Source organism: Actinomycetospora sp. NBRC 106378, from assembly GCF_030269685.1.
In the GTDB taxonomy this organism is placed as follows: Bacteria; Actinomycetota; Actinomycetes; order Mycobacteriales; family Pseudonocardiaceae; genus Actinomycetospora.
On sequence record NZ_BSTT01000002.1, the window covers coordinates 825,465 to 851,850 of the forward strand.

At 74.2% G+C, this 26,386-nt stretch carries 22 protein-coding genes; 11 read left to right on the plus strand and 11 right to left on the minus strand.

Features of this window, described 5'->3' with window-relative positions:
* The first annotated feature begins 82 nt into the window (after positions 1–82).
* A complete protein-coding gene (locus QSK00_RS08265) occupies positions 83–4,789 on the plus strand; it encodes a cation-translocating P-type ATPase (protein WP_285589433.1) in 4,707 nt (1,568 codons plus the stop codon).
* Between the two features lie 95 nt (positions 4,790–4,884).
* A complete protein-coding gene (locus tag QSK00_RS08270; RefSeq protein ID WP_285589435.1) occupies positions 4,885–5,805 on the plus strand; it encodes a DUF2188 domain-containing protein in 921 nt (306 codons plus the stop codon).
* Positions 5,806–6,026: 221 nt separating this feature from the next.
* On the opposite strand, the gene QSK00_RS08275 is transcribed toward QSK00_RS08270, so the two are convergent.
* The gene (locus tag QSK00_RS08275) at positions 6,027–6,281 is read right to left on the minus strand and encodes a WhiB family transcriptional regulator (protein ID WP_285589437.1); all 255 of its coding nucleotides are present in this window, start codon (positions 6,279–6,281) and stop codon (positions 6,027–6,029) included.
* Positions 6,282–6,759: 478 nt separating this feature from the next.
* Here QSK00_RS08275 and QSK00_RS08280 point away from each other — a divergent pair, with 478 nt between their 5' ends.
* Positions 6,760–6,975, plus strand: coding sequence for a hypothetical protein (locus QSK00_RS08280; protein WP_285589439.1), 216 nt, complete (start codon positions 6,760–6,762; stop codon positions 6,973–6,975).
* A 31-nt stretch (positions 6,976–7,006) separates the two neighbouring features.
* Positions 7,007–8,509 (plus strand): DUF2867 domain-containing protein, encoded by a 1,503-nt coding sequence (locus QSK00_RS08285; RefSeq protein WP_285589442.1) that lies wholly within the window; start codon positions 7,007–7,009, stop codon positions 8,507–8,509.
* A gap of 7 nt (positions 8,510–8,516) precedes the next feature.
* On the opposite strand, the gene QSK00_RS08290 is transcribed toward QSK00_RS08285, so the two are convergent.
* Positions 8,517–9,599, minus strand: coding sequence for a carboxylate-amine ligase (locus QSK00_RS08290; RefSeq protein WP_285589444.1), 1,083 nt, complete (start codon positions 9,597–9,599; stop codon positions 8,517–8,519).
* A 48-nt stretch (positions 9,600–9,647) separates the two neighbouring features.
* On the opposite strand from QSK00_RS08290, the gene QSK00_RS08295 reads away from it, so the two are divergent.
* Positions 9,648–10,115 (plus strand): NUDIX hydrolase, encoded by a 468-nt coding sequence (locus QSK00_RS08295; protein ID WP_285589447.1) that lies wholly within the window; start codon positions 9,648–9,650, stop codon positions 10,113–10,115.
* On the plus strand, positions 10,096–11,274 hold the full coding sequence (locus QSK00_RS08300; RefSeq protein ID WP_285589449.1) for an acyl-CoA dehydrogenase family protein: 1,179 nt from the start codon (positions 10,096–10,098) through the stop codon (positions 11,272–11,274). Before QSK00_RS08295 ends, QSK00_RS08300 begins: the two co-directional genes overlap by 20 nt.
* A 7-nt stretch (positions 11,275–11,281) precedes the next feature.
* Here QSK00_RS08300 and QSK00_RS08305 read toward each other — a convergent pair whose 3' ends face one another.
* Complete coding sequence (locus QSK00_RS08305; RefSeq protein ID WP_285589528.1) at positions 11,282–12,547, minus strand: GGDEF domain-containing protein; 1,266 nt, start codon at positions 12,545–12,547, stop codon at positions 11,282–11,284.
* 581 nt (positions 12,548–13,128) lie between these two features.
* Entirely contained in the window at positions 13,129–14,424 is a 1,296-nt protein-coding gene (locus QSK00_RS08310) for an MFS transporter (RefSeq protein WP_285589451.1), read from the minus strand.
* Positions 14,425–14,618: 194 nt separating this feature from the next.
* On the opposite strand from QSK00_RS08310, the gene QSK00_RS08315 reads away from it, so the two are divergent.
* From QSK00_RS08315 to QSK00_RS08325, 3 genes are all read left to right on the plus strand, one after another.
* Complete coding sequence (locus tag QSK00_RS08315) at positions 14,619–15,116, plus strand: DUF3145 domain-containing protein (RefSeq protein ID WP_285589453.1); 498 nt, start codon at positions 14,619–14,621, stop codon at positions 15,114–15,116.
* Positions 15,117–15,138: 22 nt separating this feature from the next.
* Positions 15,139–15,723 carry a hypothetical protein gene (locus QSK00_RS08320; protein WP_285589457.1) on the plus strand — a complete coding sequence of 195 codons (585 nt, stop codon included), beginning with the start codon at positions 15,139–15,141 and terminating at the stop codon, positions 15,721–15,723.
* 511 nt (positions 15,724–16,234) lie between these two features.
* Complete coding sequence (locus QSK00_RS08325; RefSeq protein WP_285589460.1) at positions 16,235–16,777, plus strand: hypothetical protein; 543 nt, start codon at positions 16,235–16,237, stop codon at positions 16,775–16,777.
* 47 nt (positions 16,778–16,824) lie between these two features.
* Here the strand turns inward: QSK00_RS08325 and QSK00_RS08330 are convergent, their stop codons facing one another.
* The 7 genes from QSK00_RS08330 to aceE all read right to left on the minus strand — a co-directional run bounded on the left by QSK00_RS08330 (position 16,825) and on the right by aceE (position 25,010).
* Entirely contained in the window at positions 16,825–18,081 is a 1,257-nt protein-coding gene (locus QSK00_RS08330; protein WP_285589462.1) for a beta-ketoacyl-[acyl-carrier-protein] synthase family protein, read from the minus strand.
* Positions 18,078–18,320 (minus strand): acyl carrier protein, encoded by a 243-nt coding sequence (locus QSK00_RS08335; protein ID WP_018331414.1) that lies wholly within the window; start codon positions 18,318–18,320, stop codon positions 18,078–18,080. The genes QSK00_RS08330 and QSK00_RS08335 overlap by 4 nt, the downstream gene beginning before the upstream one ends.
* Before the next feature lie 45 nt (positions 18,321–18,365).
* Entirely contained in the window at positions 18,366–19,349 is a 984-nt protein-coding gene (locus QSK00_RS08340; RefSeq protein ID WP_285589465.1) for a beta-ketoacyl-ACP synthase III, read from the minus strand.
* Positions 19,346–20,284 carry an ACP S-malonyltransferase gene (locus QSK00_RS08345; protein ID WP_285589467.1) on the minus strand — a complete coding sequence of 313 codons (939 nt, stop codon included), beginning with the start codon at positions 20,282–20,284 and terminating at the stop codon, positions 19,346–19,348. Before QSK00_RS08345 ends, QSK00_RS08340 begins: the two co-directional genes overlap by 4 nt.
* 173 nt (positions 20,285–20,457) lie before the next feature.
* Positions 20,458–21,696, minus strand: a complete 1,239-nt coding sequence (locus QSK00_RS08350) for a PucR family transcriptional regulator (protein WP_285589468.1) — start codon at positions 21,694–21,696, stop codon at positions 20,458–20,460.
* Positions 21,697–21,797: 101 nt separating this feature from the next.
* Positions 21,798–22,001, minus strand: coding sequence for a cold-shock protein (locus QSK00_RS08355; RefSeq protein ID WP_018331418.1), 204 nt, complete (start codon positions 21,999–22,001; stop codon positions 21,798–21,800).
* A gap of 222 nt (positions 22,002–22,223) precedes the next feature.
* Positions 22,224–25,010 (minus strand): pyruvate dehydrogenase (acetyl-transferring), homodimeric type, encoded by a 2,787-nt coding sequence (aceE, locus tag QSK00_RS08360; protein WP_285589469.1) that lies wholly within the window; start codon positions 25,008–25,010, stop codon positions 22,224–22,226.
* A 356-nt stretch (positions 25,011–25,366) separates the two neighbouring features.
* Between aceE and QSK00_RS08365 the strand changes: the two genes are divergently transcribed.
* The gene (locus tag QSK00_RS08365) at positions 25,367–25,810 is read left to right on the plus strand and encodes a DUF3052 domain-containing protein (RefSeq protein ID WP_285589471.1); all 444 of its coding nucleotides are present in this window, start codon (positions 25,367–25,369) and stop codon (positions 25,808–25,810) included.
* A gap of 58 nt (positions 25,811–25,868) precedes the next feature.
* Positions 25,869–26,339, plus strand: a complete 471-nt coding sequence (locus QSK00_RS08370) for a peroxiredoxin (protein WP_285589472.1) — start codon at positions 25,869–25,871, stop codon at positions 26,337–26,339.
* Positions 26,340–26,386 lie beyond the last annotated feature (47 nt).

Sequence of the window (26,386 nt, forward strand, 5' to 3'; positions counted from 1 at the left end):
AAGAAGCCGTCCGGGTCGCTCCACCGCCGTGGCGCCCGCCTGCTCCGCGCGACGTGTGTCGAAAGGACGAGTCCCACCCCCCATGCACCCTGATCCCGCGATCGACCTCCCCCGACGCTCCCGGTCCCTGCTGGCGCGTCTGGCCGACCCGCTGGGCGTCGCCCGGGCCGCGGTCGACGCCCTGGACCCCTCGCGGTACCGGGGTCGGAGGGTGTGGCGTGGGGACGGACGCATCCACATCGGGGTTCCCGCGACCTCGCGGGAGGCGGGCTCGGAGCTGCTGCGCTCGGTCGAGAAGGCGCTGGCCGCCCACCCGGCGGTCGACTGGGCGAGCGTGAACGCCGCGCTCGGCGTGGTCGTGGTGGCGCTCGCCGAGGACGCCGGTGTTCCGGACGACCTCGACGACACCGTCGACGACCTCGTCGACCTGGTCGAGGTGCTGGAGGAGCAGGAGGCCACGACCGACGGGGCCGCGCACCCCGCGGGTGGCCACTCGCCGACCGCGGTCTCCCGGGCGCTCACGACCTTCGCGGCGGACCTCGCCGGGCTCGGTGCGGCCGGGATCGGCTCGATCCTGCGTCGGACCCCGCTCCCGGTGGAGCTCGCGTCCGCCGCCTCCTTCGTCGACCACCAGCCCCGGCTGCGGGCCGCCGTCGAGCGGGCGCTGGGCCGTCAGCGGGCCGACATCCTGCTCGCGCTCACGAACGCCGCCGGGCAGGGGCTGGGGCAGGGTTCCACCGGGCTGCTCGTCGACGCCGCCTACCGTGCCCTGCAGATCGCGGAGGCGCGCGCCGCCGACGAGGCCTTCACGCGGGCCGAACCGCGCCTCATGGCCGACCCCGAGCAGGTCAGCGCCGCCGCCGAGGACGCCCTGTCCCTCGACGCCCGCCCCGTGCCCTTCCCGCTCGGCCCGGTCGAGCGCCATGGTGACCACGTCGGCCTCGCCGCCCTCGGCGGGTTCGGCGCCACCGTCGCGCTCGCGGGCCCCCGGCGCGCCGTCGGCGTCGCCCTGTCGACGCTGCCGAAGGCCGGGCGCATGGGCCGTGAGGGCTTCGCGACGACGTTCGGGCGCGTCCTCTCGCGCCGCGGTGCGGTCATCGTCGAGCCCACCGTGCTGCGTCGCATGGACCGCATCGACACGGTCGTGCTCGACGCGGCCGCGCTCACGACGGGCGCGCTGATGCTCGGTGACCTGGCCCTCGTCGACGGGGAGGGCCTCACCGCCCCGGACGGCACCGGGGTGTCGGTCGAGTCGCTGACGCCGCTCGTGCACGAGCTCTTCGACCCCGCGGACGCCACGCGCACCGTCGAGCACCACGCCGGCTGGTCGCTCGCCCCGCTCGAGCCGGGCCGTGAGGACGACCCGGTGGTGGCCGACGCGGTCGACACGCTGCGCACCGACGGTGCGACCGTCGTGCTCGGCCTGTCCCACGACGGGGCCCTCGTGGCCGTCGTGGGTGCGCTGCCCGAGCCCGCCGCCGCGGCCGAGGCGCTCGGGGCCGCGGCCCGCCGGGCCGGCCTGACGCTCGTCGTCGGGTCGGACGAGGCCCTGGCCCGCTCTGCCGGGAACGACACGAACGACACGGACGACACGAACGACGACGACGCGGGCGCCGCCGTCGCACTCCCGGGCGCCGACGGCGCCGTCCCCGCCACCCGCCGCACCGTCGACCGCCAGGTCGCCGGGGGAGAGGGCCTGGCCACGGCGGTGCGCCTGCTGCAGCTCGAGGGCGCCGGGGTGCTCGTGGTCTCCCGGGACCGCCGGGCGCTCGCCGCCGCCGACCTGGGCATCGGCGTCACCCGCGCCGACGGCATCCCCGCCTGGGGCGCGCACGTGCTGGTCGGCGACGACCTCACCACCGCGGCGCTGCTCATCGAGGGCGTGAAGGTCGCGAAGGCGACCTCCGGACGCTCCGTGGCGCTCGCCCGGGCGGGCACCGTGCTCGGTGCCGCGATGGCCACCGCCGGCACCGCCCCGCGCGGGGCCTCGCTCGCCGGTCTCGCGGTGAACGGCGCGGCCGGCGTCGCGCTCGGCGCGGGTGCCTGGTCGGCGTCCGAGCTCGGCCGCAAGACCCTGGTGCCCGGCGTCTCGCGCACGCCGTGGCACGTCATGCCCGCCGAGACGGTGCTGACCCGCCTGGACGCCACCGAGCGGGGACTCTCCGCCGCGGAGGCGGCACGGCGCATCCGGGAGGACCCGGCGGCCGCGGAGGAGACCACGTCCCTCGGCCGCGCCTTCATCGACGAGCTGAACAACCCGCTGACGCCGGTGCTCGCGGGCGGCGCGGTGCTCTCCGCCGCCATCGGGGCGATCGCCGACGCGGCCATCGTCGTCGGCGTCACCGCCGCGTCCGCGCTCATCGGCGGGGTGCAGCGGGTGGTCACCGACCGCGCCGTCGCGGGCCTGCTGGAGCGTTCGTCCACGCGGGCACGGGTCCTGCGCGACGGCGTGCCCACCACGGTGACCGCCGAGGACGTCGTCGTCGGCGACGTCGTGGAGCTGGGCCCCGACGACGTGGTGCCCGCGGACTGCCGCGTGCTGCGCGCCGACGCCCTCGAGCTCGACGAGTCGTCGCTGACCGGCGAGTCGCTGCCGGTGCCGAAGACCGCCGCACCCGTCATCGCCCGCTCGGTCGCCGACCGCCGCTCGATGCTCTACGAGGGCACCACGGTCGCCACCGGCCGGGGCCGTGCGGTGGTCGTGGCCACCGGGTCGTCGACCGAGGTCGGCCGCTCCACCGCGGCCGCCCGGGCGAACGCCCCGGTCGCCGGCGTCGACCAGCGCCTCTCCGGCATCACCAAGATCACCACACCCCTCGCGCTGGCCTCCGCGGCCGCGGTCGTCGGGGCGGGCGCGGTGCGCGGCCTGCCGATGAACCAGAACCTGCACTCGGGCGTCGGCCTCGCGGTCGCCTCCGTGCCGGAGGGCCTGCCCTTCATCGTCTCCGCGGCCCAGCTCGCCTCCGCCCGCCGCCTGAGCGCGGAAGGGGCCCTCGTCCGGAACCCGAAGACCATCGAGGCCGTCGGCCGCGTCGACGTCCTGTGCTTCGACAAGACCGGCACCCTCACCGAGGGCAAGCTCGCTCTCTCGGCGATCTCCGACGGCGTGAAGCTGCGGCCCACCGACCGGCTGCGCAAGCGCCAGCGGCGGGTCCTCGCCGCCGCGCTGCGGGCCACGCCGCGCCCGAAGGCGGGCGAGCGCCTCGCCCACCTCACCGACCGCGCCGTCGTGTTCGGCGCGCAGTCCTTCGACGTCGACCCGGAGCACAAGCGCACGGCGTGGTGGCCGGTCGCCTCGCTCGACTTCGACCCCAGCCGCGGCTACCACGCCACGCTGGGCGAGGCGCGCGACCAGGAGGGCGTCAAGGAGCAGGTGCTCTCGGTCAAGGGCGCGCCCGAGGTGGTCATCGCCCGCTGCGTCGACTGGGCCGGCGCCGAGCTCGACGACGAGGCGCGCCAGCGGCTGGTCGAGCACACCGATCTGCTGGCCGGGCAGGGCATGCGCGTGCTCGCGGTCGCGGAGCGCTCGGAGCCCTGGGGGGACCGTCCGGTGGACGGGCTCGAGGTCACCGACGACGACGTCGCCGAACTCAGCTTCGTCGGCTTCGTCGGCTTCACCGACCCGGTGCGGGCCGGTTCGCAGGCCACCGTCCGCGACCTCCGGGAGGCCGGGGTCCAGGTCGTCATGATCACCGGGGACCACCCGAGCACCGCCGAGGCCGTGGCGGAGGAGCTCGACGTCCTCAACGGCGGCATCGTCATCACCGGCCAGGAGATGGACGAGCTCGACGACGACGCCCTCGACGCGGTGCTGCCGACGGTGCGGGTCGTCGCCCGCGGGACGCCCGCGCACAAGGTGCGGGCCGTGCAGGCGTTCCAGCGGCTCGGGCGCACGGTCGCCATGACCGGCGACGGGGCGAACGACGCCCCCGCCATCCGGCTGGCCGACGTGGGCATCGCCCTCGGCCGCCGCGGGACCCCCGCGGCCCGCGCGGCCGCGGACCTCGTCGTCACCGACGACCGCCTGGAGACGATCCTCGCGGCGCTGGTCGAGGGGCGGGCCATGTGGGCGTCGGTCCGCGAGGCGCTCGGCGTGCTCGTGGGCGGCAACATCGGCGAGATCGCGTTCACCGTGCTCGGCGCGTCGACGACGGGCACCTCACCGTTGACCGCCCGCCAGCTGCTGCTGGTCAACCTGCTCACCGACCTCGCGCCGTCGCTGGCGCTCGCCGTCCGCGCCCCGGCGCCCGGAGACGCCCGGTCGCTGCTCGCGGAGGGACCGGAGGCCTCGCTGGGCGACGCCCTGAACCGGGAGATCGGGTTGCGGGCCGCGGCCACCGCCGGTGGTGCCACGCTCGCGTGGATCCAGGCGCAGGCCACCCCCTACGGCAGCCCGGCCCGGGCCCGCACGGTCGCGCTCGCGGCCCTCGTCGGGACCCAGCTCGGACAGACCGTGGCCGCCGGCGGGCACCGCAGCCCGCTCGTGGTGGGCGCCTCCGTCGTCTCGGCGGGAGCGCTCTTCGCCGTGGTCCAGACGCCGGGTGTCAGCCAGTTCTTCGGCTGCACCCCGCTCGGCCCGATCGCCTGGGGACAGGCGGCCGGGTCGGCCGCGCTCGCCACCGCCGCCTCGATGGTCGGGCCGGGCCTCGTGCGCCGCTACGGCGACGTCGTCGCCCCCGAGGGGTCGGCGCTCGCGGCCCTGCTGGACCGTCTGGCGGAGGTCCGCGACGAGGCCGGCGCGCGCTACCTCGAGCTGCAGGAGAAGGCGACCGCTGCACTGACCGGGTGAGTGGTGCTGGTCACTGCCTGGTGTTTGTGCAGGTCGCAGGCGGGGAACACTGTGCGTGACAACGAACCCGGACCAGGGGAGTAGTGGGAACCGCCATGGCCGACCGCGACGTGAAGCCGACCGACGACGGCTGGCAGGTGCTGAAGAAGGGCGCCCAGCGCGCGAGCGCGAAGGCGCCGACGCAGGTCGAGGCCGTCGCCCGGGCGACCGAGATCGTGTCGAAGGACGGCGGCGGCAAGGTCGTCGTCTACGGCACCGACGGCAAGGTCCGCGAGAGCCAGACCGTGAAGGCCGGTGCGGACACCGCCACCGAGGCACCGAAGAACGCCGCCAAGGCCACTGCGGCGGGCGCCCGGGCCACCGGCAAGGCCGCCGCCGACAAGGCCGGCAAGACCGCGGAGGCGGTCGCGTCCGACGCGAAGGCGACCGGCGAGAAGGTGGCGGACCGCGCCGAGACCTCCGCCAAGAAGGCCTCCGCCCAGGCACAGGCCGGCGCCGAGGGCATCGCCGACGAGGCGAAGGCCGCCACCAACGGCAAGGCCCCGAAGGCCGCGGCGCAGGACGCCGCGACCATCGCGAAGACCAGCGGTGAGCAGGTCGCCGAGACCACGAGCCGCGCCGGCGAGCGCATCGCGAAGGACACCGCCCGCGCCGGCAAGCGCGCGGGGCAGACCGTCGGTGCGGCCGCCGAGGAGGCGGGCGAGAAGGCCGTCGAGGGCGGCGACCGCGCGGCGCGGGTCAGCAAGGGCGTCGACCAGGAGCTGAACACCGTCGGCGACGACCTCGCCGGCACCATCACGAGCGTCACCGAGGCCCAGGCCCGCAAGGTCGACGAGGCCGTGGAGGAGGCGACGAAGCAGGCGAACGCGGCCGCCCCGTCGTACAACCCGGTGCGGATCGCCGGCCAGGTGGCGGGCTTCGCGGTGCGGACCGCGTTCAGCGTCACCGGCGCCGTCGTGTCGGCCGGTGGCTCGCTGCTCTCCGGGGCAGCCCGCAAGGTCACCGGGCGTCGGTAGGCGCCCTGTTCTGGGCGAAGGGCCCCCTCGGTCGATCTCCTCGACCGGCGGGGCCCTTCGCTCGTTCCGGGCGCCCCAGCTCGTCCGCGAGAGTCACACCAGGCAGGCTGCGCGGCCCCGGAACATGTCTGACGTGACTCTCTCGCGAAGGGGTGGCCCCTGCACGACGAAGGGCCCGCCCCCGGTGTCCCGGGAGCGGGCCCTGCGTGCGAGTCGATCCGTCAGGCGGAGACGCCCAGCGAGCGGCCGGAGAGGCGCGCGCGGCGCATGTCGCGGCGATCCTCCTCGGAGGTGCCGCCCCACACGCCGGCCTCCTGGCCGGTGTCGAGCGCCCAGCGCAGGCACGCGGCCTGGAGCGGGCAGGTGCCGCAGATGAACTTCGCGGCGGTCAGCTGCTCCGCCCCGGGGCCCTCGGTGCCGACGGGGAAGAAGAGTTCGGGGTCGTGGTCGCGGCAGGCCGCGAGCTCCCAGTCCATGGGTCCTGCTGTCCTTTCCGGTGTCGCCTTCGGTGTTGTCGCCTGCGCGCGGTGGTGCTCCCGTCGTGGCGCGTGCGCACGCTCGCGCGCCCGACGTCCGGTGTGGACGCCGTGACGGGTTCAGTCGTCGATGGGTGCTGCCAGCCGGGGCACGCCGATGCCGGCGACACGATCCCTGGGTGGGACCACGGCCGCCTGTGACATCAAGCCGCCCGATCCGCCTGTGCGTCCAGCGGTTTCCCGCCGACGTGGAGCGATCTCGGACCGACAGCGCTCGCGGCACCGTCCGGCTTTCATAAATATCCGGACGACATCGCGAACAAACGAGTCTCGTCCCGATCCGCGTCCGAGTGAACTGTGATTCGCACCACAGATCAGTGTCGCGGACGGTGACGATCTCGCCTGGACCACGGTACGTGCATCGGGCTCTCGCGGGGGGCACACTGGCCGGTGATACCGATGACACCGGGAGGGTGACGTGCGGGCGATCGTCCTGGCGCTGCGCGACATCGTGGTCGGGGCGATCTGCGCGGGTGCCCTGGTCGCGTTCGTCCTGCACTACCCGATCATCGGCGCGATCCTGGGTGTCATCGGCCTCTGGCAGGTCGTCCGGATCTTCAACGGGCGGCCGAGCATCATCGGCATCGACCAGCGCTGGGCCGACCGGGAGGGCAAGCCGAACGTCCGCGGATGACGTGATCGCGGGCACGCGCCAGGATGATCGGATGCGCTGCGCCGTCATCGGCTCGACCGGCTACCTCGGGACCCGGCTCGTCCCCCGTCTGCTGGCCCGGGGCGACGAGGTCGCGGTCCTGGTGCGCTCGCCGCGCAAGCTCGCCCTGACGACGTGGGCCGACGCCGTCGACGTCGTGCCTGGCTCGCTCGAGGAGCCGGACGCCGTCGCGCACCTGGTCGCGGGCGCGGACGTCGTCGTGCACCTCGCCCACGCCCTCGAGCAGTCCGACTTCCCCGAGCGCGACCGGGCCGCGGCCCGCACCGTCGTCGGGGCCGCGACCGCCGCGGGCGTCGGACGCCTGGTCTACCTGGGCGGACTCCGCCCGCCCTCGGGCACCGCGGCCTCCCGGCACCTCGCCTCCCGCGCCGAGGTCGCGGACGTCTTCCTCGCCTCGCCGATCCCGACGGCGGCCCTCGAGGCCAGCATCGTCGTCGGGTCCGGTTCCGCGAGCTTCGAGATGATCCGCTACCTCGCCGAGCGGGTGCCCGTGCTGCCGGCGATCCCGTGGCTCGCCCACCGCACGCAACCGATCGCCGTCGACGACGTCCTGCACGCCCTCGTCGCCGCCACCGTCCTGCCGCCCGAGGTGGACCGCCGTCTCGACGTCGGCGGCCCGGACGTCCTGACCTACCTCGACCTGATCCAGCGCTACGCCCGCCTCGCGGGGCTGCCGCAGCGGGTCGCCGTGCCGGTCCCGCTGCCCGTGCCGCCGGGCGGCCCCGTCGTCGCGGCCATGGCGATGGAACTGCTCTCGCCCCTGCCCCGCAGCCTCGTGACGCCCCTCATCGAGTCGCTGCGCCACGAGCTGGTGTGCGACCCCGACTCCCTCGCCGACGCCCGACGGTTGCTGGGGGACCCTCCGGGCGGCCCGACGACCTACGGCGCCGCGGTCCGGGCCGCCCTCGGACGGCGCCGTGACGGGGTCGACCCCGCCGACCGGGACCCGACCCCGGTCCTCGGCCAGGCCGGGCGCCCCGCCGCACTGGCCCTGCCCTCCGACCCGATCGGCTCGGGCGGGGCCACCTGGCGGTGGTCGACCACCGTGCAGGGTCCGGCCGCGCCCGACCGCGTGTGGGCCGCGGTGCAGCGGATCGGCGGCGACACCGGCTGGTACGCCCCGCCCGGCGTGTTCGGGGCGCTCGGCTGGGCCGACCAGCTGCTCGGCGGTGTCGGCGGCTACCGGGGCCGCCCGTACGGACGCGATCTCGTCGTCGGGGACGTCATCGACGGCTGGCGGGTCGAGGGGCTCGTGCACGACGACGGGCTCCGGTCGCTGCGGCTGCGCGCCGACCTCAAGGTGCCCGGACGGCTGTGGCTCACGTTCACGGTGCGTCCCGACGACGGGGGAGGGGCCGCCGTGACGCTCGAGGTCGCCTTCGCGCCCTCGGGCCTCGCCGGGGTGGCGTACGGCGCCGGGCTGCGGATCGGGGCGCCGCTCGTGTTCGGACCGATGGCGCGGGGTGCGCTGCGCGCCGGCGAGCGGGAGCCGTAGGGCCCGCTCAGGTGCCCACGAGCGCGGAGCGCACCACCTCGCGCACGCCCCCGCGGGCGAAGGCGGCCCGCTGCACCGCGGACCCCGTCGCGCCGTCCAGCACCCGCCGCACACCCGCGTGGACGGTCTGCCGGTCGGCCCCGAGGGCGTCGTCGACGTGCTCCAGCAGGGCCGACACCGCCTCGTGCGCCGGGACCGGGCGCCCGCCCGTGGGGTGCACGAGCACACCGGTCTCGCCGTCGACACCCACGCAACCCGACCGCGCCGCCCGCCAGTGCGCGAGCCGCAGCATCTCGATCGACCAGGGGGTCGGCGGCTCCCCGGCCTCCCAGCGGGCCGCGGCCGTCGCGACCAGGGCGCGGGAGAGCAGGGCGATCGTCACCGCGTCGTCGACGGTGAGGGACACGTCGGCGACGCGGACCTCGACGGTCGGGAACCGGGCGGCCAGGCGGGCGTCGAAGTAGACCATCCCGTCGTCGACGATCGTGTCGGTCGCCACCATGGCGTCCACGGCGGCGTCGTAGGCCGCGACCGAGCCGAACACGCGCGACGGCCCGGCCGAGGGCATCCGCGCCCAGACCAGCGACCGGTAGCTCGCGTACCCCGTGTCCTCGCCCCGCCAGAACGGCGAGTTCGCGGAGAGCGCCCGCAGGACCGGGAGCCACTCACCGATGCGGTCGAGGACGCCGACGCCCTCCTCGCGGGAGCCGATCTCCACGTGGACGTGCTGGCCGTTGGTCAGCTGGGCGGTGGCGATCGCCCCGAAACGGTCCTGGATGAGCCCGTAGCGGCCCTCCACCGACGTCGCGGGTCCCGGCGTCACGGGGGAGGTGGCCAGGGCGGCCACGGCCGCGCCCGACGTCCGCGCGGCCCGTGCGGCGTCGACCCGACGGCGACGGAGGTCGGCGTCGAGCGCGTCGGCGTCGGTGTGCGGCACCGAGCCGGTCTCCACCTGCTCCGGCCGCATCTCGCCGTCGAGGTCGTCCGCGGCGGGCAGCACCGCCGGCGCCAGACCGAGCGGGCTCCCGTCGTCGGGGTCGACGAGCAGCAGCTCCTCCTCGACGCCCATGCGCCGTGTCGATGCGTCCACGACGGGGGATGTTCCCAGGAGGGACCGGCGGACGAACGGGAGACTCGGGTGGCGCGCGGCGCGAACGGTGACGGGTGGGTGTCCTGCGGGCAGGGGCACCGGCACTGGGGGCGCTACGGGGCGGCCGGGCTGCTGCTCGTCGCGGAGGACCGGCTGCTGCTCGCCCATCGCATCTTCTGGAGCCACCACGGCAACACCTGGGGCATCCCCGGCGGGGCCCGTGACGAGCTGGAGACCGCCGTCGAGGCGGCGCTGCGGGAGGCGGTCGAGGAGACCGGGCTCGACCCGGCGGCACCCGTCGTCGGGAACGTCTCGACCGACGACCACGGGGGGTGGAGCTACGCGACCGTGCACGCCACGCTCGACGAGCCCGTCCCGCTCACGCCGCAGGACGGGGAGGCCTCGGAACTGCGCTGGGTCCCGCTGGCCCAGGTGGGTGACCTGGACCTCCACCCGGGATTCGCGACGTTCTGGGCGGAGCGCCTAACGTGGCCGGGTGGCTCCCGACCCCAGTGACTTCCTCGCCGTCGACGCCGAGCTGACCGCGGAGGAACGCGACATCCGCGACGCGGTGCGCGACTACGCGTCCGCGGAGCTCGCTCCCCGCATCAGCGAGTGGTACGAGTCGAACACCCTCCCGCGCGACATCGCCAAGGGACTGGGCTCGCTCGGTCTGCTCGGCATGCACCTCGAGGGCTACGGCTGCGCCGGCACCAACGCCACGAGCTACGGCCTCGCCTGCCGCGAGCTGGAGGCGGTCGACTCGGGTCTGCGGTCGTTCGTGTCGGTGCAGGGCTCGCTCGCGATGTTCGCGATCCACCGCTGGGGCTCCGAGGCGCACAAGCAGGAGTGGCTGCCGCGGATGGCGACCGGTGAGGCCCTCGGCTGCTTCGGGCTCACCGAGGCCGACGCCGGGTCCGACCCCGGCTCGATGCGCACCCGCGCGCGGCACGACGGGGACGACTGGGTACTCGACGGCGCCAAGATGTGGATCACCAACGGCACCCTCGCCGAGGTGGCCGTGGTGTGGGCGCAGACCGACCCCGACCAGGGGAGCAAGGGCATCCGCGGCTTCGTCGTGCCGACCGACACCCCCGGGTTCACCGCGAACGAGGTGAAGCACAAGCTCTCCCTGCGCGCGTCGCTCACCGCCGAGCTCGTGCTCGAGGGCGTGCGGCTGCCGGCCGACGCGGTGTTCCCCGAGGTCACCGGGCTCAAGGGCCCGCTGTCGTGCCTCAACGAGGCCCGCTACGGCATCCTCTGGGGTGCGGTCGGCGCGGCGCGGGCCTGCTACGAGGCGGCGCTGGCGTACGCGATGAGCCGCGAGCAGTTCGGCCGCCCCATCGCGGGCTTCCAGCTCACCCAGCGCAAGCTCGCCGAGATGGTCGTCGCCGTGAACCAGGCGTCGCTCACCGCGGCGCGCATCGGTCGGCTCAAGGACGCCCACGAGCTGCACCCGGCGCAGGTCAGCTTCGGCAAGATGGCCAACGTGCACGCCGCGCTCGACGTCGCCCGCACCGCCCGCACCGTGCTCGGCGGCAACGGGATCACCCTCGAGTACCCGGTGTTCCGGCACATGACGAACCTCGAGACGGTGCTGACCTACGAGGGCACCGAGGAGATGCACACCCTGTCGATCGGTCAGGCGCTCACCGGGCTGCCCGCGTTCCGCTAGGAGCGCCTCAGGCCGGGTCCGCCGCCACGGTGCGGTTCCGGCCCGCACGCTTCGCGCGGTACAGGGCCGCGTCGGCGGCGGCGAGCAGTTCGTCGACCGACCGGCTCCCCGCCGAGCACGTCGCGCAGCCGATCGACGCGGTGAGGCCCTGCACCCGGGCCAGGGTGCCGATCGGGGTCGGCACCTGGACGTCGATGTCCCCGATCCGGCTCCGCAGCCGCTCCGCGGTCACGGTGGCGGCGGCGGGGTCGACGCCGGAGAGGAGCACCACGAACTCCTCGCCGCCGAACCGGCCCACGGCGTCGTAGGCCCGGACCTCCGCGGACAGCGACGCGGCCACCGCCCGGAGCACCTCGTCCCCGACGAGGTGCCCGTGGCGGTCGTTGACGGCCTTGAACTCGTCCAGGTCGACCATGAGGACCGCGAGCCCGACATCCTGCCGGGCGGCACGCGCGATCTCCTTGGCGGCGACCTCGCTCCACGCGGCGCCGTTGGCGAGGCCGGTCTTCGAGTCGGTCCGGGCGGCGTGCCGGAACTGGTCCACCAGCACCCCGCGGTGGAGCATGATCACCGGGACCAGCAGGATCGGGACCAGCCACGGCGACGCGGCCGCCAGGACGGCCAGGGCCGCCCCGAGGGCGAGGGCGCCGAGACCGAGCAGGGTGTCCGCCGGGCTGGAGAGGTGCCGGCGCAGCGACCGCTCCTTCGACGTCAGCAACAGGATGCCGACGACGAGGCCGTGGTTCACGGTCCACCGGACGATCGCGGCCGCAGCGATGAGCACGAGGCCGAGGGGACCGGCGGCGGTCGGCAGCAGGGTGCCGATCTCCACGCCGGGCAGGAGCAGCCCGGCCGCGGCCGTGCCGAGCACGACCGTCGCCCAGGAGAAGATCCACTTGTGCGGCGCCGAGTGGTGGCGGCCGTTGCGCACCCACCAGTACGCGAAGGTGCCGCAGACCAGCACGAGGGTCGGCCCGGTCGGGGTGAGCAGCAGCGCGGCGAACGTCCACATCGACTTGAGGTCGATGAAGGGCCGGTCGACCTTCGAGATCCGGATCCGCTCGATGTGCCGGGCGGCCTCCGCGTGGGTCACCGCGCCGAGGAACAGGAGCCCGGCCACCGTCCACCCGTGGTCGGCGGTCCCCAGGGTCAGCGCCGAGACGATGACGGCGACCGCCGCCAGCTCGATGACGAGGATGTACGCCAGTGGGCCGCGGGGCAGGGACCAGAGGGCCCATCCCCGGGGACCCAGCCGCCTGCTCCGGTCACGCACGGTGGCCAACGCGCCGTCCCGGCTCGATGGCCTGGCGCGCGAGTCGGTCACGTTCTGTCGCCTCCGGGGGCCGGCATCGGTCGCTCCGCGCCGTCTCCGTCGGGGCGCGGGAGTCGACTGAACGCTACCTGGTCGGCCTGTTGAGCTGCGGAAGGGATCACCCTTTCGTGGCATCTCACCTGGATGGTTGACGCCTGGTCGTCGTCTGGTCACCGACGGCTACGGTAGTCACGATAGATCTCGTCCGTCGTCGCGCTCGGTGGCCCCCCTGCGGATCGCCGTGCCGAAGGCGAACACGTTGAGTGACTGACGTCGTCCTCGGACGTGGCACGACCACGGCACGAGCGACGGCGACGGACACGGCAAGCGACCGAGCACACGTCCCGGAGGAGAACTCATGCGTCCCGACTCGCACTGGAACCGCGACTCGCACTGGAACCGCGACTCGCACTGGAACCGGGACTCGCACTGGAACGTCGTCGACTCGAACTGGGTCCGCGACTGCCACTGGCGCTGAACGAGAACGCATCCGAGCCGCCGGCCGGGGCCTCCGGGCTCCTGGCCGGCTCTCGTGCGTCCGGTCACGCCGCCTCCTCGGCGGTGTCCTCCCCGGCGTCCTCGCGGCGGCCGCTCGAGCGCCGTGGCGGGTGCGCCGACGCCCGGGACCAGGCCCGGGCCGCGAGGCCGGCCACCACGACGCCCACGGCCCCGCCGACCGCCACCGCGACCGACGGCGTCGTCCGCTGGGCCAGGACGCCCGCGAGCAGCACGCCGACCCCCTGGGTCACCCGCAGCGCCGTCACCGCGAGGCCGAACGCCTGGCCGCGGCGCGCGTCGTCGACGCTCACGACGAACGTCGCGTTCGCCGGCACCTGGTAGGCGCACGCCATGCCCGAGACCACCCAGGCGACGATCAGCACCCACAACGGCGGTCCGAACGCCGACACGACGAGCGGGACGCAGGACGCCACCGCGAGCGGGCCGATCAGCCGCGGCCGCCGGGCCGGCGCCACGAGTCGCGTGAGCAGGAGGATGCCGACCACCTGCCCCAGCGGATTCGCCGCGAGGAGGAGTCCGACGGCGGCCGTCCCCACCCCCAGCTCGGCCGCGTACGGCGCCGCGAGGCCTTCGACGGTGACGACGAACGCCGAGATGCACGCCAGCCCGATCAGCGCGCGCAGCCGCGGGTCGGCGCCCACCACGCGCGCCCCGGCGACCACCCGCGCGGCCTCGCCGCGCAGCCCCGGCCGCACCGACCCGGCGTCGGGAACCGCCTGTTCGGGGACGCCGAGCCGGAGGACGACCGCGGAGACGAGGAACGTCGCGGCGTTCGCCGCCAGGGCGGGGGAGACCCCGAGGAGGGCGACCAGCGGGCCGCCGAGGGCGAAGCCGAGGACCTGCGCGACCTGGTAGGTCGTGCTGATGACGGCGTTGCCCGCGACGTAGCGGTCGCCGGTGAGCAGGTGGGGGAGGATCGCCGAGCGTGCGGCGAGGAACGGGGCCGCCAGCAGCTGACCCGCCACCAGGAGGGTCGCCAGCGCGGGCAGCGGCATCCCGGGCACGGCCATGGCGGCCACCAGGAGGGCCCGCACGACGTCGGTGACGACCATGACTCGTCGTCGGGGGAACCGGTCGGCGAGCCCGGAGAGCAGCGGGCCGGCGACGAGGTCGGGCAGGAACGTCAGCGCGTAGGTCAGCGCGGTGAGGGCGGCCGAGGCGGTGCGGTCGAACACCAGGACCGAGAGCGCGACCCGGGCGACCTGGTCGCCCAGGATCGAGAGCAGCTGGCCGAGCCAGAGCCACCGGAAGGCGGGGACGGCGAGGGCGTCCCGGAACGTCGCCGGCCGCTCGTCGCCCCGCTGGTCGCCCCCCGTCATCGGTCGCTCACGCTAGGCGATGGACGGGGTCGGGATCCACGGTCGACCGGGTCGCGACACGCCGAGGTGCGCCGATCACTGGCGCATCAGGGGTCTCAGCGGGCACACTGCTGCACCGGTTGGTCATCGCGAGCCCGAGGACCGAGTTCGAGGACGTTGGGGAAGACGCTTCTCGTCTCGACCGGAGGTCAGCAGTGAGCACCCGTGGCGTGATCTACGTCCACTCGTCGCCGCCTGCGGTCAATCCGCACGTCGAGTGGGCCATCTCGGGCGTCCTGGACGCCCGTGTTCAGCTGGACTGGACCGCACAGGACGCGGCTCCGGGCCAGATGCGGGCCGAGTGCTCCTGGACGGGGCAGGTCGGGACCGCCGCGCGGCTGGCGAGCGCGCTGCGGGCCTGGGGCATGCTCCGGTTCGAGGTGACCGAGGACCCGAGCCCCGGCACGGACGGCGAACGCTTCTCGCACGTCCCCGGACTGGGCCTGTGGCACGGCCGCACGAGCGCCAACGGCGACGTCGTGATCGGCGAGGACCAGCTGCGCTCGGCGATGGCCGCGGCCCGCCGGTCCGGGCCCGACGCGCTCCACCACCGGCTCGACGAGCTGCTCGGCCGGCGTTGGGACGACGCCCTCGAGCCCTACCGCTTCGCCGGCGACGGCTCCGCCGTGGGGTGGCTGCACCAGGTGGGCTGACCCGGGCTGGTTCGATGTCGCCATGCGACTCTGGCGGCCCGCGGTGACCGTGCCGATCGCCCTGGTGCTGGTGCTCGCAGCCCTGGGGACGGTCGCGGCGCTGCTCGCCGGCCGCGCCGCCGGGACCGCCCGTGACGCCCTCGGCGACACCGGACCCGCGCTCGCCGGCGTCGCCCTTCCCGACGACGGGTCGGCCGGCCCCCCCACCGTCGCGCTCTCGCCCGCGGCCGCCGCGTTCCCCCGCGCGGCCGAGATCCGCGACCTCGTCCAGCGCCAGGTCGACGCCCGCAACGCCGGCGACTACGTGGGCTGGGTGTCCACCTCGTCGGCCACCTCGGTCGCGTCGGTCTCCCAGGCCCAGTTCGCCGACCGGAACCGGACCGTGAAGGTGGGCTCCGCGATCCTGCGCCGCATCGATCCCGTGGGCGGCGGCGAGTACGTGGTGCCCACCGGCTGGATCACCACCCAGGACCCCTCCGCCGCGCCCCCGGACGTCCCGTCCGCCCGCCTGTGCTGGCAGGTGTCGTTGACGATCGTGACCGAACGGGGCCAGCTCCGGATCGTGGACCCGTTGGCGGGGAGTTCGCTGCGGACTCCGTGTGGCTGACGCCAGGTGAGCACTAATCCGTGTCCAGGCACGGATTAGTGCTCACCTGGCGAAGCCACCTGGAACCGATTGGCCTCGGCGCCGGTCCAAGCCGGTGTGAGGGACTCCCAGGAGTGGCAGCTGATCCTGCACCGGCAACACCTCGTCTTCGCCCGGTCCCAGGCCCTCGGTGCGGGCTCCACCGACGAGCAGATCGAGGCTGACGTCGCCGCCCGTCGGACGAGACCGCTCTTCCACGGGGTCTACGCGGCCGCCACGGGCGAGCCGACGGCCGAGATGTGGCGGCAGGGGGCCCTCCTCTTCGTCCGTGGCCCGGCGATGCTCAGCCACGAGTCGGCCCGCCGCGGTCCTCGGGCTGCGTGGAGGCAGGGACGGCAGGCCCGTCCACGTCACGGTGCCGTACGGGTCGTCGGCCCGCGGGTGCGACGGCGTCGTCGTCCATCGGAGCAAGGCCTTCGCGCACATCGGGCTGACCGATTCCGACCCGCCGGTGACGACGAAGGTGGTCACGTTGATCGATCTCGCGGTCGAGGCGCCGACGGCTCGCGACGGGATGCGCTTCCTGACAGCGGGTGCCGCAGCAGCGCGACTGCCGGGATCGACGATCCTCGAGAACCTGGACCTCCGCCGCCCCCGTCGGTACGGCAAGGCGCTCCGCGCCGCCGCGGAACTCCTGGTGGAGGGGGTCGGCTCGGTCCTCGAACTCGGGTACGTGACCGACGTCGAGCTGGCCCACGGGTTGCCTGCCGGGACCCGTCAGGTGCTCCACCGCGTCGGCGACACCAACCGGTACGAGGACGTCGAGTACCGGATGCCGTTCGGTGTTCTCATCGTCAGGCTCGACGGCTGGATCTATCACGCGAACCGTCGCACGGCCCGGAGCGACCGCGCCCGCGACAACGCGGCCGAACTCGAGGGCAGGGCCCGACTGACGTTCGGCTACGAGGAGATCCACGGCGACGCCTGCGCTACGGCCCGCACGGTGTGGAGGCGGCTTCGTCAGCTCGGGTGGCCGGGGGAGTTCGTGCCGTGTGCCCGCTGCGCGAGCAGGTGAGCACTAATCCGTGCCTGGACACGGATTAGTGCTCACCTGAGCGAAGCTCACCTACAAAAGCACAAGCTCACGTTGTGCCCGCCGAACCCGAACGAGTCGTTCACGGCCGCGTCGAGGGACACCTTGCGCGCCTCGCCGGAGACCACGTCGAGCTCGACGTCGCCGTCGAGGTCGGTCAGGTTCGCGGTCGGCGGGATCTGGCCCTCCTTGACCGCGAGGATCGTGGCGATCGCCTCCACGGCCCCGGCGGCACCGAGCAGGTGGCCGAGCGAGCCCTTGGGTGCGGTCAGCACCGGGTGGTCGCCGATCGCCTTGCGGACCGCGACCGTCTCGGCCACGTCGCCGACCGGGGTCGACGTCGCGTGGCAGTTCACGTGCCCGACGTCGGCCGGGTCGACGCCCGCCGTCCGGAGGGCCGCCGCGATGGCCCGGGACTGACCCGTGCCCTCGGGATCCGGCGCCGTGATGTGGTAGGCGTCGGCGGTGGTACCGATCCCGGCGAGCCGACCGTGGACCGTCGCGCCACGGGCCTCCGCGAACTCGGCCCGCTCCAGCACGACCATGCCGGCGCCCTCGCCGAGCACGAAGCCGTTGCGCTTCGCGTCGAAGGGGCGGGAGGCCTGGGTCGGGTCGTCCCAGTCGTGGGCCATGGTGCGGGCCTGGCAGAACCCGGCGAGCGTGATCGGCGCGATGCACGCCTCGGCGCCACCGGCGACGACGACGTCGACCTCGTCGGCCTGCAGCATCCGCCACGCCCAGGCGATCGCCTCGGCGCCGGAGGCGCAGGCCGAAACCGGGGCGTGGATGCCGGCCGCCGCACCGAACTCGAGCCCCACGTGGGCCGCGGGCCCGTTGGGCATGAGCATGGGGATGGTCAGGACGGCGACCTTGCGCAGGCCCTGCTGCTCGAGCAGGTCGTCCTGGTTGAGCAGGGTGGTGGCCCCGCCGATGCCGGTGCCGATGATGACGGCGAGGCGCAGCCCGTCGACCTTGGGCGACCCGCCGTCGGTCGAGGGGTAGTCCCCGAGGTCCGCGTGCTCCCAGGCCTGGCGGGCCGCGATGATCGCGACCTGCTCGGACCGGTCGAGGCGGCGCAGTTCGACCCGCTTGAGGACCTCGGACGGCTCGACCGCGAGCTGCGAGGCGAAGTCGACCGGCAGCTCGAAGCGGGCGTAGTCCTCCGACAGCGGGCGCGTCCCGCTGGCACCGGCCAGGAGACCGTCCCAGGTGGACTGCACGTCTCCGCCGAGCGGGGTCGTCGCTCCCATCCCGGTGACGACGACCCCCTGGCCGGCGGCGCTCACGAGTGGGAGGAGATGTAGTCGACGGCGTCGGACACGGTGGTGAGCTTCGCGAGTTCGTCGTCGGGGATCTTGACCCCGAACTTGTCCTCCGCCTGGACGGCGATCTCGACCATGGAGAGCGAGTCGATGTCGAGGTCGTCGACGAACGACTTCTCCGGGGTCACCTCGGAGGCGTCGACGCCGGCCACCTCCTCGACGATGCTCGCGAGGTCGGGGAGGATCTCTTCCTTGGAGGCCACTCGGGTTCCTTTCGTTGATTGCCGACGGTGGTGCCGGCGAGGAGGTTAGGGGAGGACGACGACCTGGCCGCCGTACGACAGGCCGGCTCCGAACCCGACCAGCAGGGCGACGTCCCCGGACCGCACGCGCCCCGCGGCGCGCATGTGGTCGATCGCCATCGGGATCGACGCCGAGCTGGTGTTGCCGGAGTACACGATGTCGTCGGCGACCACGAGGTCGTCGCGCGCCCCCTCGGACCGCAGCTTCTTCGCGATCGCCTCGACGATCCGCAGGTTCGCCTGGTGGGGGACGAGCACGTCGATGTCGGCCGGGGTGAGACCCGCCCGCTCGATCGCCTGCAGCGCGACCGGCGCGATCTTCGTGGTGGCCCAGCGGAACACCGCCTGGCCCTCCTGGCGGAGGTAGTTCTGCTCGTCGATGCCGATGGTCTTGACGAGGTCGCCGGCCGCTCCCAGCACGACGGGGCCGACCCCGACCTCCTCGGGGGTCTCGGCCGCGGTCAGCACGGCCGCCCCGGCGGCGTCGGCGAAGATGATGCAGACGCTGCGGTCGTCCATGTCGAGCCAGTCGCTCAGCTTCTCCGACCCGACGACGAGGACGTTGCGGGCGCTCCCGGCGCGGATCATGTCCGAGCCGACGCCCACGCCGTAGCAGAAGCCGGCGCACGCGGCGTTGAGGTCGAACGCGGCGATCCCGTTCACCCCGACGCGGTCGGAGAGCTGCGCCGCCGCGTTCGGGATGGGGTTGGGCATGGTGCAGGTGGCCACGATGACGGCGTCGAGGTCGGTGGGGGCGATCCCGGCGTCGGCGAGGGCCTTCGACCCGGCGTCGGCGCCCATGGAGACGACGGAGTCGGTGTCCGCGGCGAAGCGGCGCTCGACGATGCCGACGCGGCTGCGGATCCACGCGTCGTCGGTCTCGACGCGCTGCGCGAGCTCGTGGTTGGTGACGACGCGGTCGGGCTGGGAGCTGCCCAGCCCGATGATGCGGGCCCCGGCGACCGGCGCAGCGGTGCGCAGCGACGTCACGACGTGCCCCGCAGGGTCTCGACGGCGGACGAGAGGTGGTCGGGGGTGGAGACGTTCACGGTGGCGGTGCCCTTGATCTGGCGCTTGACCATCCCGGTCAGCGTCCCGGCGGGGGTGAGCTCGATCGCGGCGGTGATGCCGCGCTCGCGCAGGGTGTCCATGCAGGCGTCCCACCGCACCGAGAGCGTCACCTGCGCGACGAGGCGGTCGAGCATGTCGTCCCCGGAGGTGACGACGGCGCCGTCGGCGTCGGAGAGCAGGGGGGTGCTCGGGTCGGCCGGGGCCAGCTCGGAGCGGTGCTCGGCGACCCACGCGCCCAGCGCCTTCTCGGCCGGCTCCATGAAGCGGGTGTGGAAGGCGCCGGCGACGGCGAGCGGGCGGACCCGGGCCCCCTCCGGCGGCTCGGCGGCCAGCGCCTCGATGTCGCTCGTGCGCCCGGCCGCGACCACCTGACCGGCCCCGTTGCGGTTGGCCGGCTCGAGGTCGTGTGACGACAGCACCGCGAGCACGTCGTCGGAGTCCCCACCGAGGACCGCCGCCATGCTCGTCGGTTCCACCGCGCAGGCCGCGGCCATCTCCTTCCCGCGGACGGCGGCGAGCGCGACGGCCCGGTCGGGCGCGAGCACACCGGCGATGGCCGCGGCGGCGATCTCCCCGACGGAGTGGCCCGCGACGACGGTGCCCTCGGGGAGCTCGCCGCCCAGCTCCTCCCGGAGCGCCTCCCACGACAGCAGGGCGCTCGCGACGAGCAGCGGCTGCGTGACGGCGGTGTCCGCGATCGCGTCCGCGTCGGCCTCGGTGCCCAGGTGCTCGAGGTCCAGCCCGGCGGCGGTGGAGAACTCGGCCAGCCGCTCCCGGGCGCCGGGCCGCTCCAGCCACGGCGCCAGCATCCCCGGCTTCTGGGCGCCCTGACCGGGCGCGAGGATCGCGATCACGACACGTACTCCATCACGGGCGGGAGGTCATCAGCAGCTCGTGCGGTGACGAATCCTCGGCGGGGTTCGTTGTGGGGTCCCGACAACAACCCTTCCCGACGGCGGGCCGCCCGGCATCGGCCGACCCGGCCGGATCCGCGTCGGGACCACGTTGACGACGTCATCGGTGCAGGTCAGATGGTCGGGTCCGGCTCCGGTGCGGCGCCGCTCGTGCGGAGCCGGTCGAGCGCGATGGCCATTCGCAACAACGTCGCGCCGCGCGCGTCACCCGGGTGGGAGCCGGTGAGGTCGGCCACTCGACGCAGGCGGTAGCGGACGGTGTTGGGGTGCACGTAGAGGGTCCGCGCGCACGCCTCGAGCACGCCGGCGTGGTCGAGGTAGGACTCGACGGTCTCGGTGAGCGACCCGCCCGCCTCCCGCAGCGGCCGGGCGACCTCCTCGACGAGCGTGGTGGCCGCCGAGCGGTCCCCGGCCAGGACGCGTTCGGGCAGGAGGTCGTCCGCGGCGACGGGGCGCGGCGCTCCGGGCCGGGCCGCGACGGCGCGGTGGCCGGCGAGGGCGCGGGCCGCCGACTCGTGGGCCTCCAGCAGTCCGGCGACCACCGGCCCGGCGACGACCGGACCCGGCCCGAACGCGTCGGTGAGCGTGAGGACGGCCTTGGACTCCCCGCGCAACCCCGACCCGTCGTCGGGAACCTCGTCCGCGGACATGATCATCAGCAGGTGGCGGCCGTGCGCACCGAGCAGTACCGCCGCCCCCGCGCGGTAGGCGGCGCGGCGGACGCCGTGCAGGGGGTCGGGCCCGGAGGGCCGCCGGGGGTCGGGGTCGGCGGCGGGCGGGTTGCCGACCAGCACCCGGGCCCGCGCGGCCGGGTCCCAGCCGAGGGCCGCGGCGCGGGAGAGGACCGCCCCCGCCGAATCGTGGTCCCCGCGGACCACGGCGTCGACCACGAGGGCCTCCAGCCGCGCGTCCCAGGCGCCGCGCGCCTCGGCGGCGGACGCGTAGACGGTGGCCGCGGCGAACGCGACCTCCCGGCCGAAGCGCAGCACGGCGGCGACCAGGGTGGCCCGCTCGGTGCGGCTGCCGCCGAGGGCGGGGATGCGCTCCTCGAAGACCTCGGTGGCGATCCGGACGAGCTCGACGGTCTGGCGCAGCGTCATCTGGCGTGCGAGGTCGGGCGGGGCGCTGCGGAAGGCCTCGGCGGTCAGGCGGGGCGTCGCGTCGGGGTCGCGCAGCCAGGCGACGAAGTTGGCGGCGCCGAGCTGGGTGACCATGAGGACCCCGGCCCGCTGGTCGGCGGTGAGGCGGTCGAACCACGGCAGCCGGGCGGACATCTCGGCGACGCCGGCGCCGGCGACCCCGCCGGTGGCCAGCTCGAGGCGGCGGAAGGTGTCCGCGGAGACCGGGGTCACGGCGACACCCCCTCGTCGGAGCCGGAACGACGAACGGGGCCCCGCCCGGCATCGGGTGCCGGCCGGAGCCCCGCTCGTGGTGAACGCGTTGTGCGCGCTACTTACAGCGGCGTGACCTGAACGGCCTGCAGGCCCTTCTGGCCCTGCTCGACGTCGAACGAGACGCGCTGCCCCTCGTCCAGGGTCCGGAACCCACGAGACTGGATCGCCGAGTAGTGGACGAAGACGTCAGCGCCACCACCGTCGGGAGCGAGGAAGCCGAAGCCCTTCTCGCTGTTGAACCACTTGACGGTGCCTTCTGCCATTCCTGCTCCTCATACCGATGTCCCGGGGGCTTCTTCCTGCCCCCAGCCTTCGAGCCGCCGCCGGAGCGATGTACTCCAACCGCCGGACCCGCCGGTGGCCCCGTTGGCTACGAGGTGGACCGTGCGGTCGGCGACAGCCTAGCGGGATCCCCCGGGGAGGAAACCAGCCCCGAGCCCGGAAAAGTCACCGCCCGGTCACGGGACGGCCCCCGTCCCCGGCGATCAGGCCACCCCGCTGTCCGACTCCTGCGGTCCGGCCGCCTGGGGGTCGTGGATCTGGTAGCGGGCCGCGGCGTCGCGGACCGTCGACTGGTCGACCTCGCCGCGTCGGGCGAGGGCCGCCAGGACGGCCACGACGACGTTCTCGGCGTCCACCCCGAAGTGCCTCCGGGTGGCGGGCCGGGTGTCGGACAGACCGAAGCCGTCGGTGCCGAGCGTGGTGTAGTCGCCGGGCACCCAGGGCCGGATGAGGTCGGGCACGGCGCGCATCCAGTCCGAGACCGCGACGACGGGACCGGCCGCCTCGGCGAGCGCGGTGGTCACGTACGGCGTGCGGGCCTCGAGCTCGGGGTGGGCCTGGTTGTGCTGCTCGCACTCCACGCCGTCGCGGCGCAGCTCGCCGTAGGAGGTGGCCGACCACAGGTCGGCCTGCACGCCCCACTCGCCCGCCAGCATCTCCTGGGCCCGCTGCGCCCAGGTCATCGCGACGCCGGAGGCGAGGATCTGAGCCCGCGGCCCCGGCCCGCCGGGGGCCTGGGCGTAGCGGTAGAGGCCGCGCAGCAGCCCGTCGACGTCGACCCCGTCCGGCTCGGCCGGCTGCCGGTAGGGCTCGTTGTAGACGGTCAGGTAGTACAGGACGTTCGGGTCCCGGCGGGTCGACGCCGAGGCCTCGTGGTCGGGCTCCGCGGGCGGGTGCTCCTGCTCGTCCTGGCCGTACATCCGCTGCAGGCCCTCGCGCACGATGTGCCCGATCTCGAAGGCGAAGGCGGGGTCGTAGGCGACGACGGCGGGGTTGGTCGCGGCGAGCAGGTGCGAGTGCCCGTCGTTGTGCTGGAGGCCCTCGCCGACCAGCGTGGTCCGACCCGCCGTCGCGCCGAGCAGGAAGCCGCGGGCCATCTGGTCCGCGGCGGCCCAGATGCCGTCACCGGTGCGCTGGAAGCCGAACATCGAGTAGAAGATGTAGATCGGGATCATCGGCTCGCCGTGCGTCGAGTACGACGTCCCGACGGCGGTGAACGAGGCGACCGACCCGGCCTCGTTGATGCCCTCGTGCAGCAGCTGCCCGGTCTCCGACTCGCGGTAGGCGAGCAGCTGGTCGGCGTCGACCGAGGTGTAGAGCTGGCCGAGCGGGTTGTAGATCTTCAGGTTGGAGAAGAACGAGTCCATCCCGAAGGTGCGGGCCTCGTCGGGGATGATCGGGACGACCCGCTTGCCGATGTTCGCGTCGCGGGTGAGCTCCTTGACCAGCCGGACGAACGCCATCGTCGTGGCGATCTCCTGCTTGCCCGAGCCGCGCTTGACGACCTCGTAGACCTTGTCGCCCGGCAGCACGAGCGGCTGGTGGCGCAGGCGGCGCTCCGGCGAGGGGCCGCCGAGCTGGCGGCGGCGCTCGAGCATGTACTGGATCTCGGGCGCCTCCTTGCCGGGGTGGTAGTACGGCGGCAGGTACGGGTCGCGCTCGAGCTCGGCGTCGCTGATGGGGACGCGGACCTCGTCGCGGAAGGTCTTGAGGTCCTGCAGCGTCAGCTTCTTCATCTGGTGGGTCGCGTTGCGGCCCTCGAACGTCGGGCCGAGCGTGTAGCCCTTGATCGACTTGGCCAGGATGACCGTCGGGCGACCCTCGTGCTCCATCGCGGCCTGGTAGGCGGCGTAGACCTTGCGGTAGTCGTGGGCGCCGCGCTTGAGGTTCCACACGTCGTCGTCGGAGAGGTCCTTGACGAGGTCCTTCGTCCGCGGGTCGCGGCCGAAGAAGTGCTCGCGGACGTAGGCGCCGTCGTTGGCCTTGTAGGTCTGGAAGTCGCCGTCCGGCGTGGTGTTCATGAGGTTGATCAGCGCGCCGTCCCGATCGGCGTGCAGCAGCCGGTCCCACTCCCGGCCCCAGATGACCTTGACGACGTTCCAACCGGCGCCGCGGAAGAACGACTCCAGCTCCTGGATGACCTTGCCGTTGCCGTGCACCGGCCCGTCGAGGCGCTGCAGGTTGCAGTTGACGACGAAGGTCAGGTTGTCCAGGCCCTCGGCCCCGGCGACGTGGATCGCGCCGCGCGACTCCGGCTCGTCCATCTCGCCGTCGCCGAGGAACGCCCAGGTGTGCTGCTGGGCGGTGTCCTTCAGGCCGCGGTTGTGCAGGTACTTGTCGAAGCGGGCCTGGAAGATCGCGTTGATCGGGCCGAGGCCCATCGACACCGTCGGGTGCTCCCAGAACCACGGCATGAGCCGCGGGTGCGGGTAGGACGGCAGGCCGCCGCCCGGCCCGGCGTGCGAGAGCTCCTGGCGGAACCCGTCGAGGTGTTCGGCGCCCAGGCGGCCCTCGAGGAAGGCGCGGGCGTAGATGCCGGGGGAGGCGTGGCCCTGGATGTAGACGTGGTCGCCGCCGCCCGGGTGGTCCTTGCCGCGGAAGAACCAGTTGAAGCCGACCTCGTAGAGCGAGGCGGCCGACGCGTACGTCGAGATGTGCCCGCCGACCCCGACGCCGGGGCGCTGCGCCCGGTGCACCATCGCCGCCGCGTTCCAGCGGATCCAGGCGCGGTACCGACGCTCGGTCTCCTCGTCGCCCGGGAACCACGGCTCCTGGTCGGTGGGGATGGTGTTGACGTAGTCGGTGGAGAACAGGGACGGCACCGCCACGCGGCGCTCCCGGGCGCGCTGGAGCAGCTGCAGGATGAGGAACCGCGCCCGCTGCTGCCCCGCCGAGTCGAGCACGCCGTCGAAGGACTCGATCCACTCGGCGGTCTCGTCCGGATCGATGTCCGGCAGGTGCGTGGACAGCCCGTCCCGGATGACGTGCACGCGGTTGTCGTTACGGGAGTCGTTCTGCGCTGACAACTGCTGCCACTCCTCGTGCTCTGGTCCTGTTCCTGGCCCGCCGGTCGGGTGTGACGCGGACGATCGGAACCGATTCTGCCCGCGAGTTCTCCGTCGGGCCCCTCCATGGTCACCCCGTGTCGCCGGAACGTCATCTCTACCGGCCGGTAGGCACGGCCGGTCGTGTCGTCCGGCGCCGGGCCGTCGGGAGGGGTACCGGCCGCGTGGCTGGTTGCATCCGGCACCCCGGCCGTGTTCGCTGTCCGTCACGAGGCCCCGGCGGGGCGTCGGGGTGGCGGACCCATCGGGGTGCGCCCGGACACGGAGGAGGGACGGGAGACGTGGTCGCGGCCGCGGGGGACTCCGACGGCAGCCGGAGTGATCTGGCCAGCAAGCTCGGGGTCGAGCCGGGGATGATCGTCCAGGAAGTGGGCTGGGGCTCCGACGTCGACGGCGACGTCCGGTCCGCGATCGAGGAACGCTCCGGCGAAGATCTCCTCGACGAGGACGCGCAGGAGGTCGTCGACGTGGTCCTCATGTGGTGGCGGGACGACGACGGTGACCTCGTCGACGCCCTCATGGACGCCCGTGGACCCCTCGACGACAACGGCGTGGTCTGGGTGCTGACGCCCAAGACCGGTCACGAGGGCCACGTGGAGCCCTCCGAGATCGCCGAGGCGGCCCCGACGGCGGGGCTCTCCCAGACCTCGAACGTCAACATCTCCGAGGGCTGGGTCGGGACGCGGCTGGTCGCGCCGAAGTCGGGAGGCAACCGACGGCGCTGAGGTCGATAGGGTGGCGCCGGCACCAGCCGGAACACCCTCACGAGGAGACGCACGCGCCATGACGGTCGAGGTCGGATCCCAGGCCCCCGAGTTCACGCTCCCCAACCAGGACCGTGAGGAGGTCTCGCTCGCGGACTTCCGTGGCAAGAAGGCCGTGCTCCTGGTCTTCTACCCGTTCGCGTTCTCCGGGATCTGCACCGGGGAGTTCTGCGAGGCGCGCGACGACCTGTCGGCCTACGTCAACGACGACGTCCAGCTCATCGGCGTCTCCTGCGACCCGGTGCCGACGCTGAAGGCGTGGGCCGACCAGGAGCGCTACAGCTTCCCGCTGCTCTCGGACTTCTGGCCGCACGGCGCGACCGGCGCGAGCTACGGCGTGTTCTCCGCCGACCTCGGCTTCTCCTTCCGCGGCACGTTCCTCATCGACCGTGACGGTGTCGTCCGCTTCGCCGAGCAGAACGGGCCCGGCGAGGCCCGCGACCAGCAGGGCTGGAAGGACGCGATCGAGCAGCTCAAGGCCTCCGCCTGAGACGGTGTCCGTTCCCGACGGCGGGCCCCGGGTACCGTTCCCGGGGC

Coding starts and splice junctions, on each gene's coding strand:
- QSK00_RS08285 (WP_285589442.1), top strand. CDS start 7,007: ATGCGCTGCGCCGTCATCGGCTCGACCGGCTACCTCGGGACCCGGCTC.
- QSK00_RS08310 (WP_285589451.1), bottom strand. CDS start 14,424: ATGACGGGGGGCGACCAGCGGGGCGACGAGCGGCCGGCGACGTTCCGG.
- QSK00_RS08270 (WP_285589435.1), top strand. CDS start 4,885: ATGGCCGACCGCGACGTGAAGCCGACCGACGACGGCTGGCAGGTGCTG.
- QSK00_RS08370 (WP_285589472.1), top strand. CDS start 25,869: ATGACGGTCGAGGTCGGATCCCAGGCCCCCGAGTTCACGCTCCCCAAC.
- QSK00_RS08265 (WP_285589433.1), top strand. CDS start 83: ATGCACCCTGATCCCGCGATCGACCTCCCCCGACGCTCCCGGTCCCTG.
- QSK00_RS08275 (WP_285589437.1), bottom strand. CDS start 6,281: ATGGACTGGGAGCTCGCGGCCTGCCGCGACCACGACCCCGAACTCTTC.
- QSK00_RS08320 (WP_285589457.1), top strand. CDS start 15,139: ATGCGACTCTGGCGGCCCGCGGTGACCGTGCCGATCGCCCTGGTGCTG.
- QSK00_RS08355 (WP_018331418.1), bottom strand. CDS start 22,001: ATGGCAGAAGGCACCGTCAAGTGGTTCAACAGCGAGAAGGGCTTCGGC.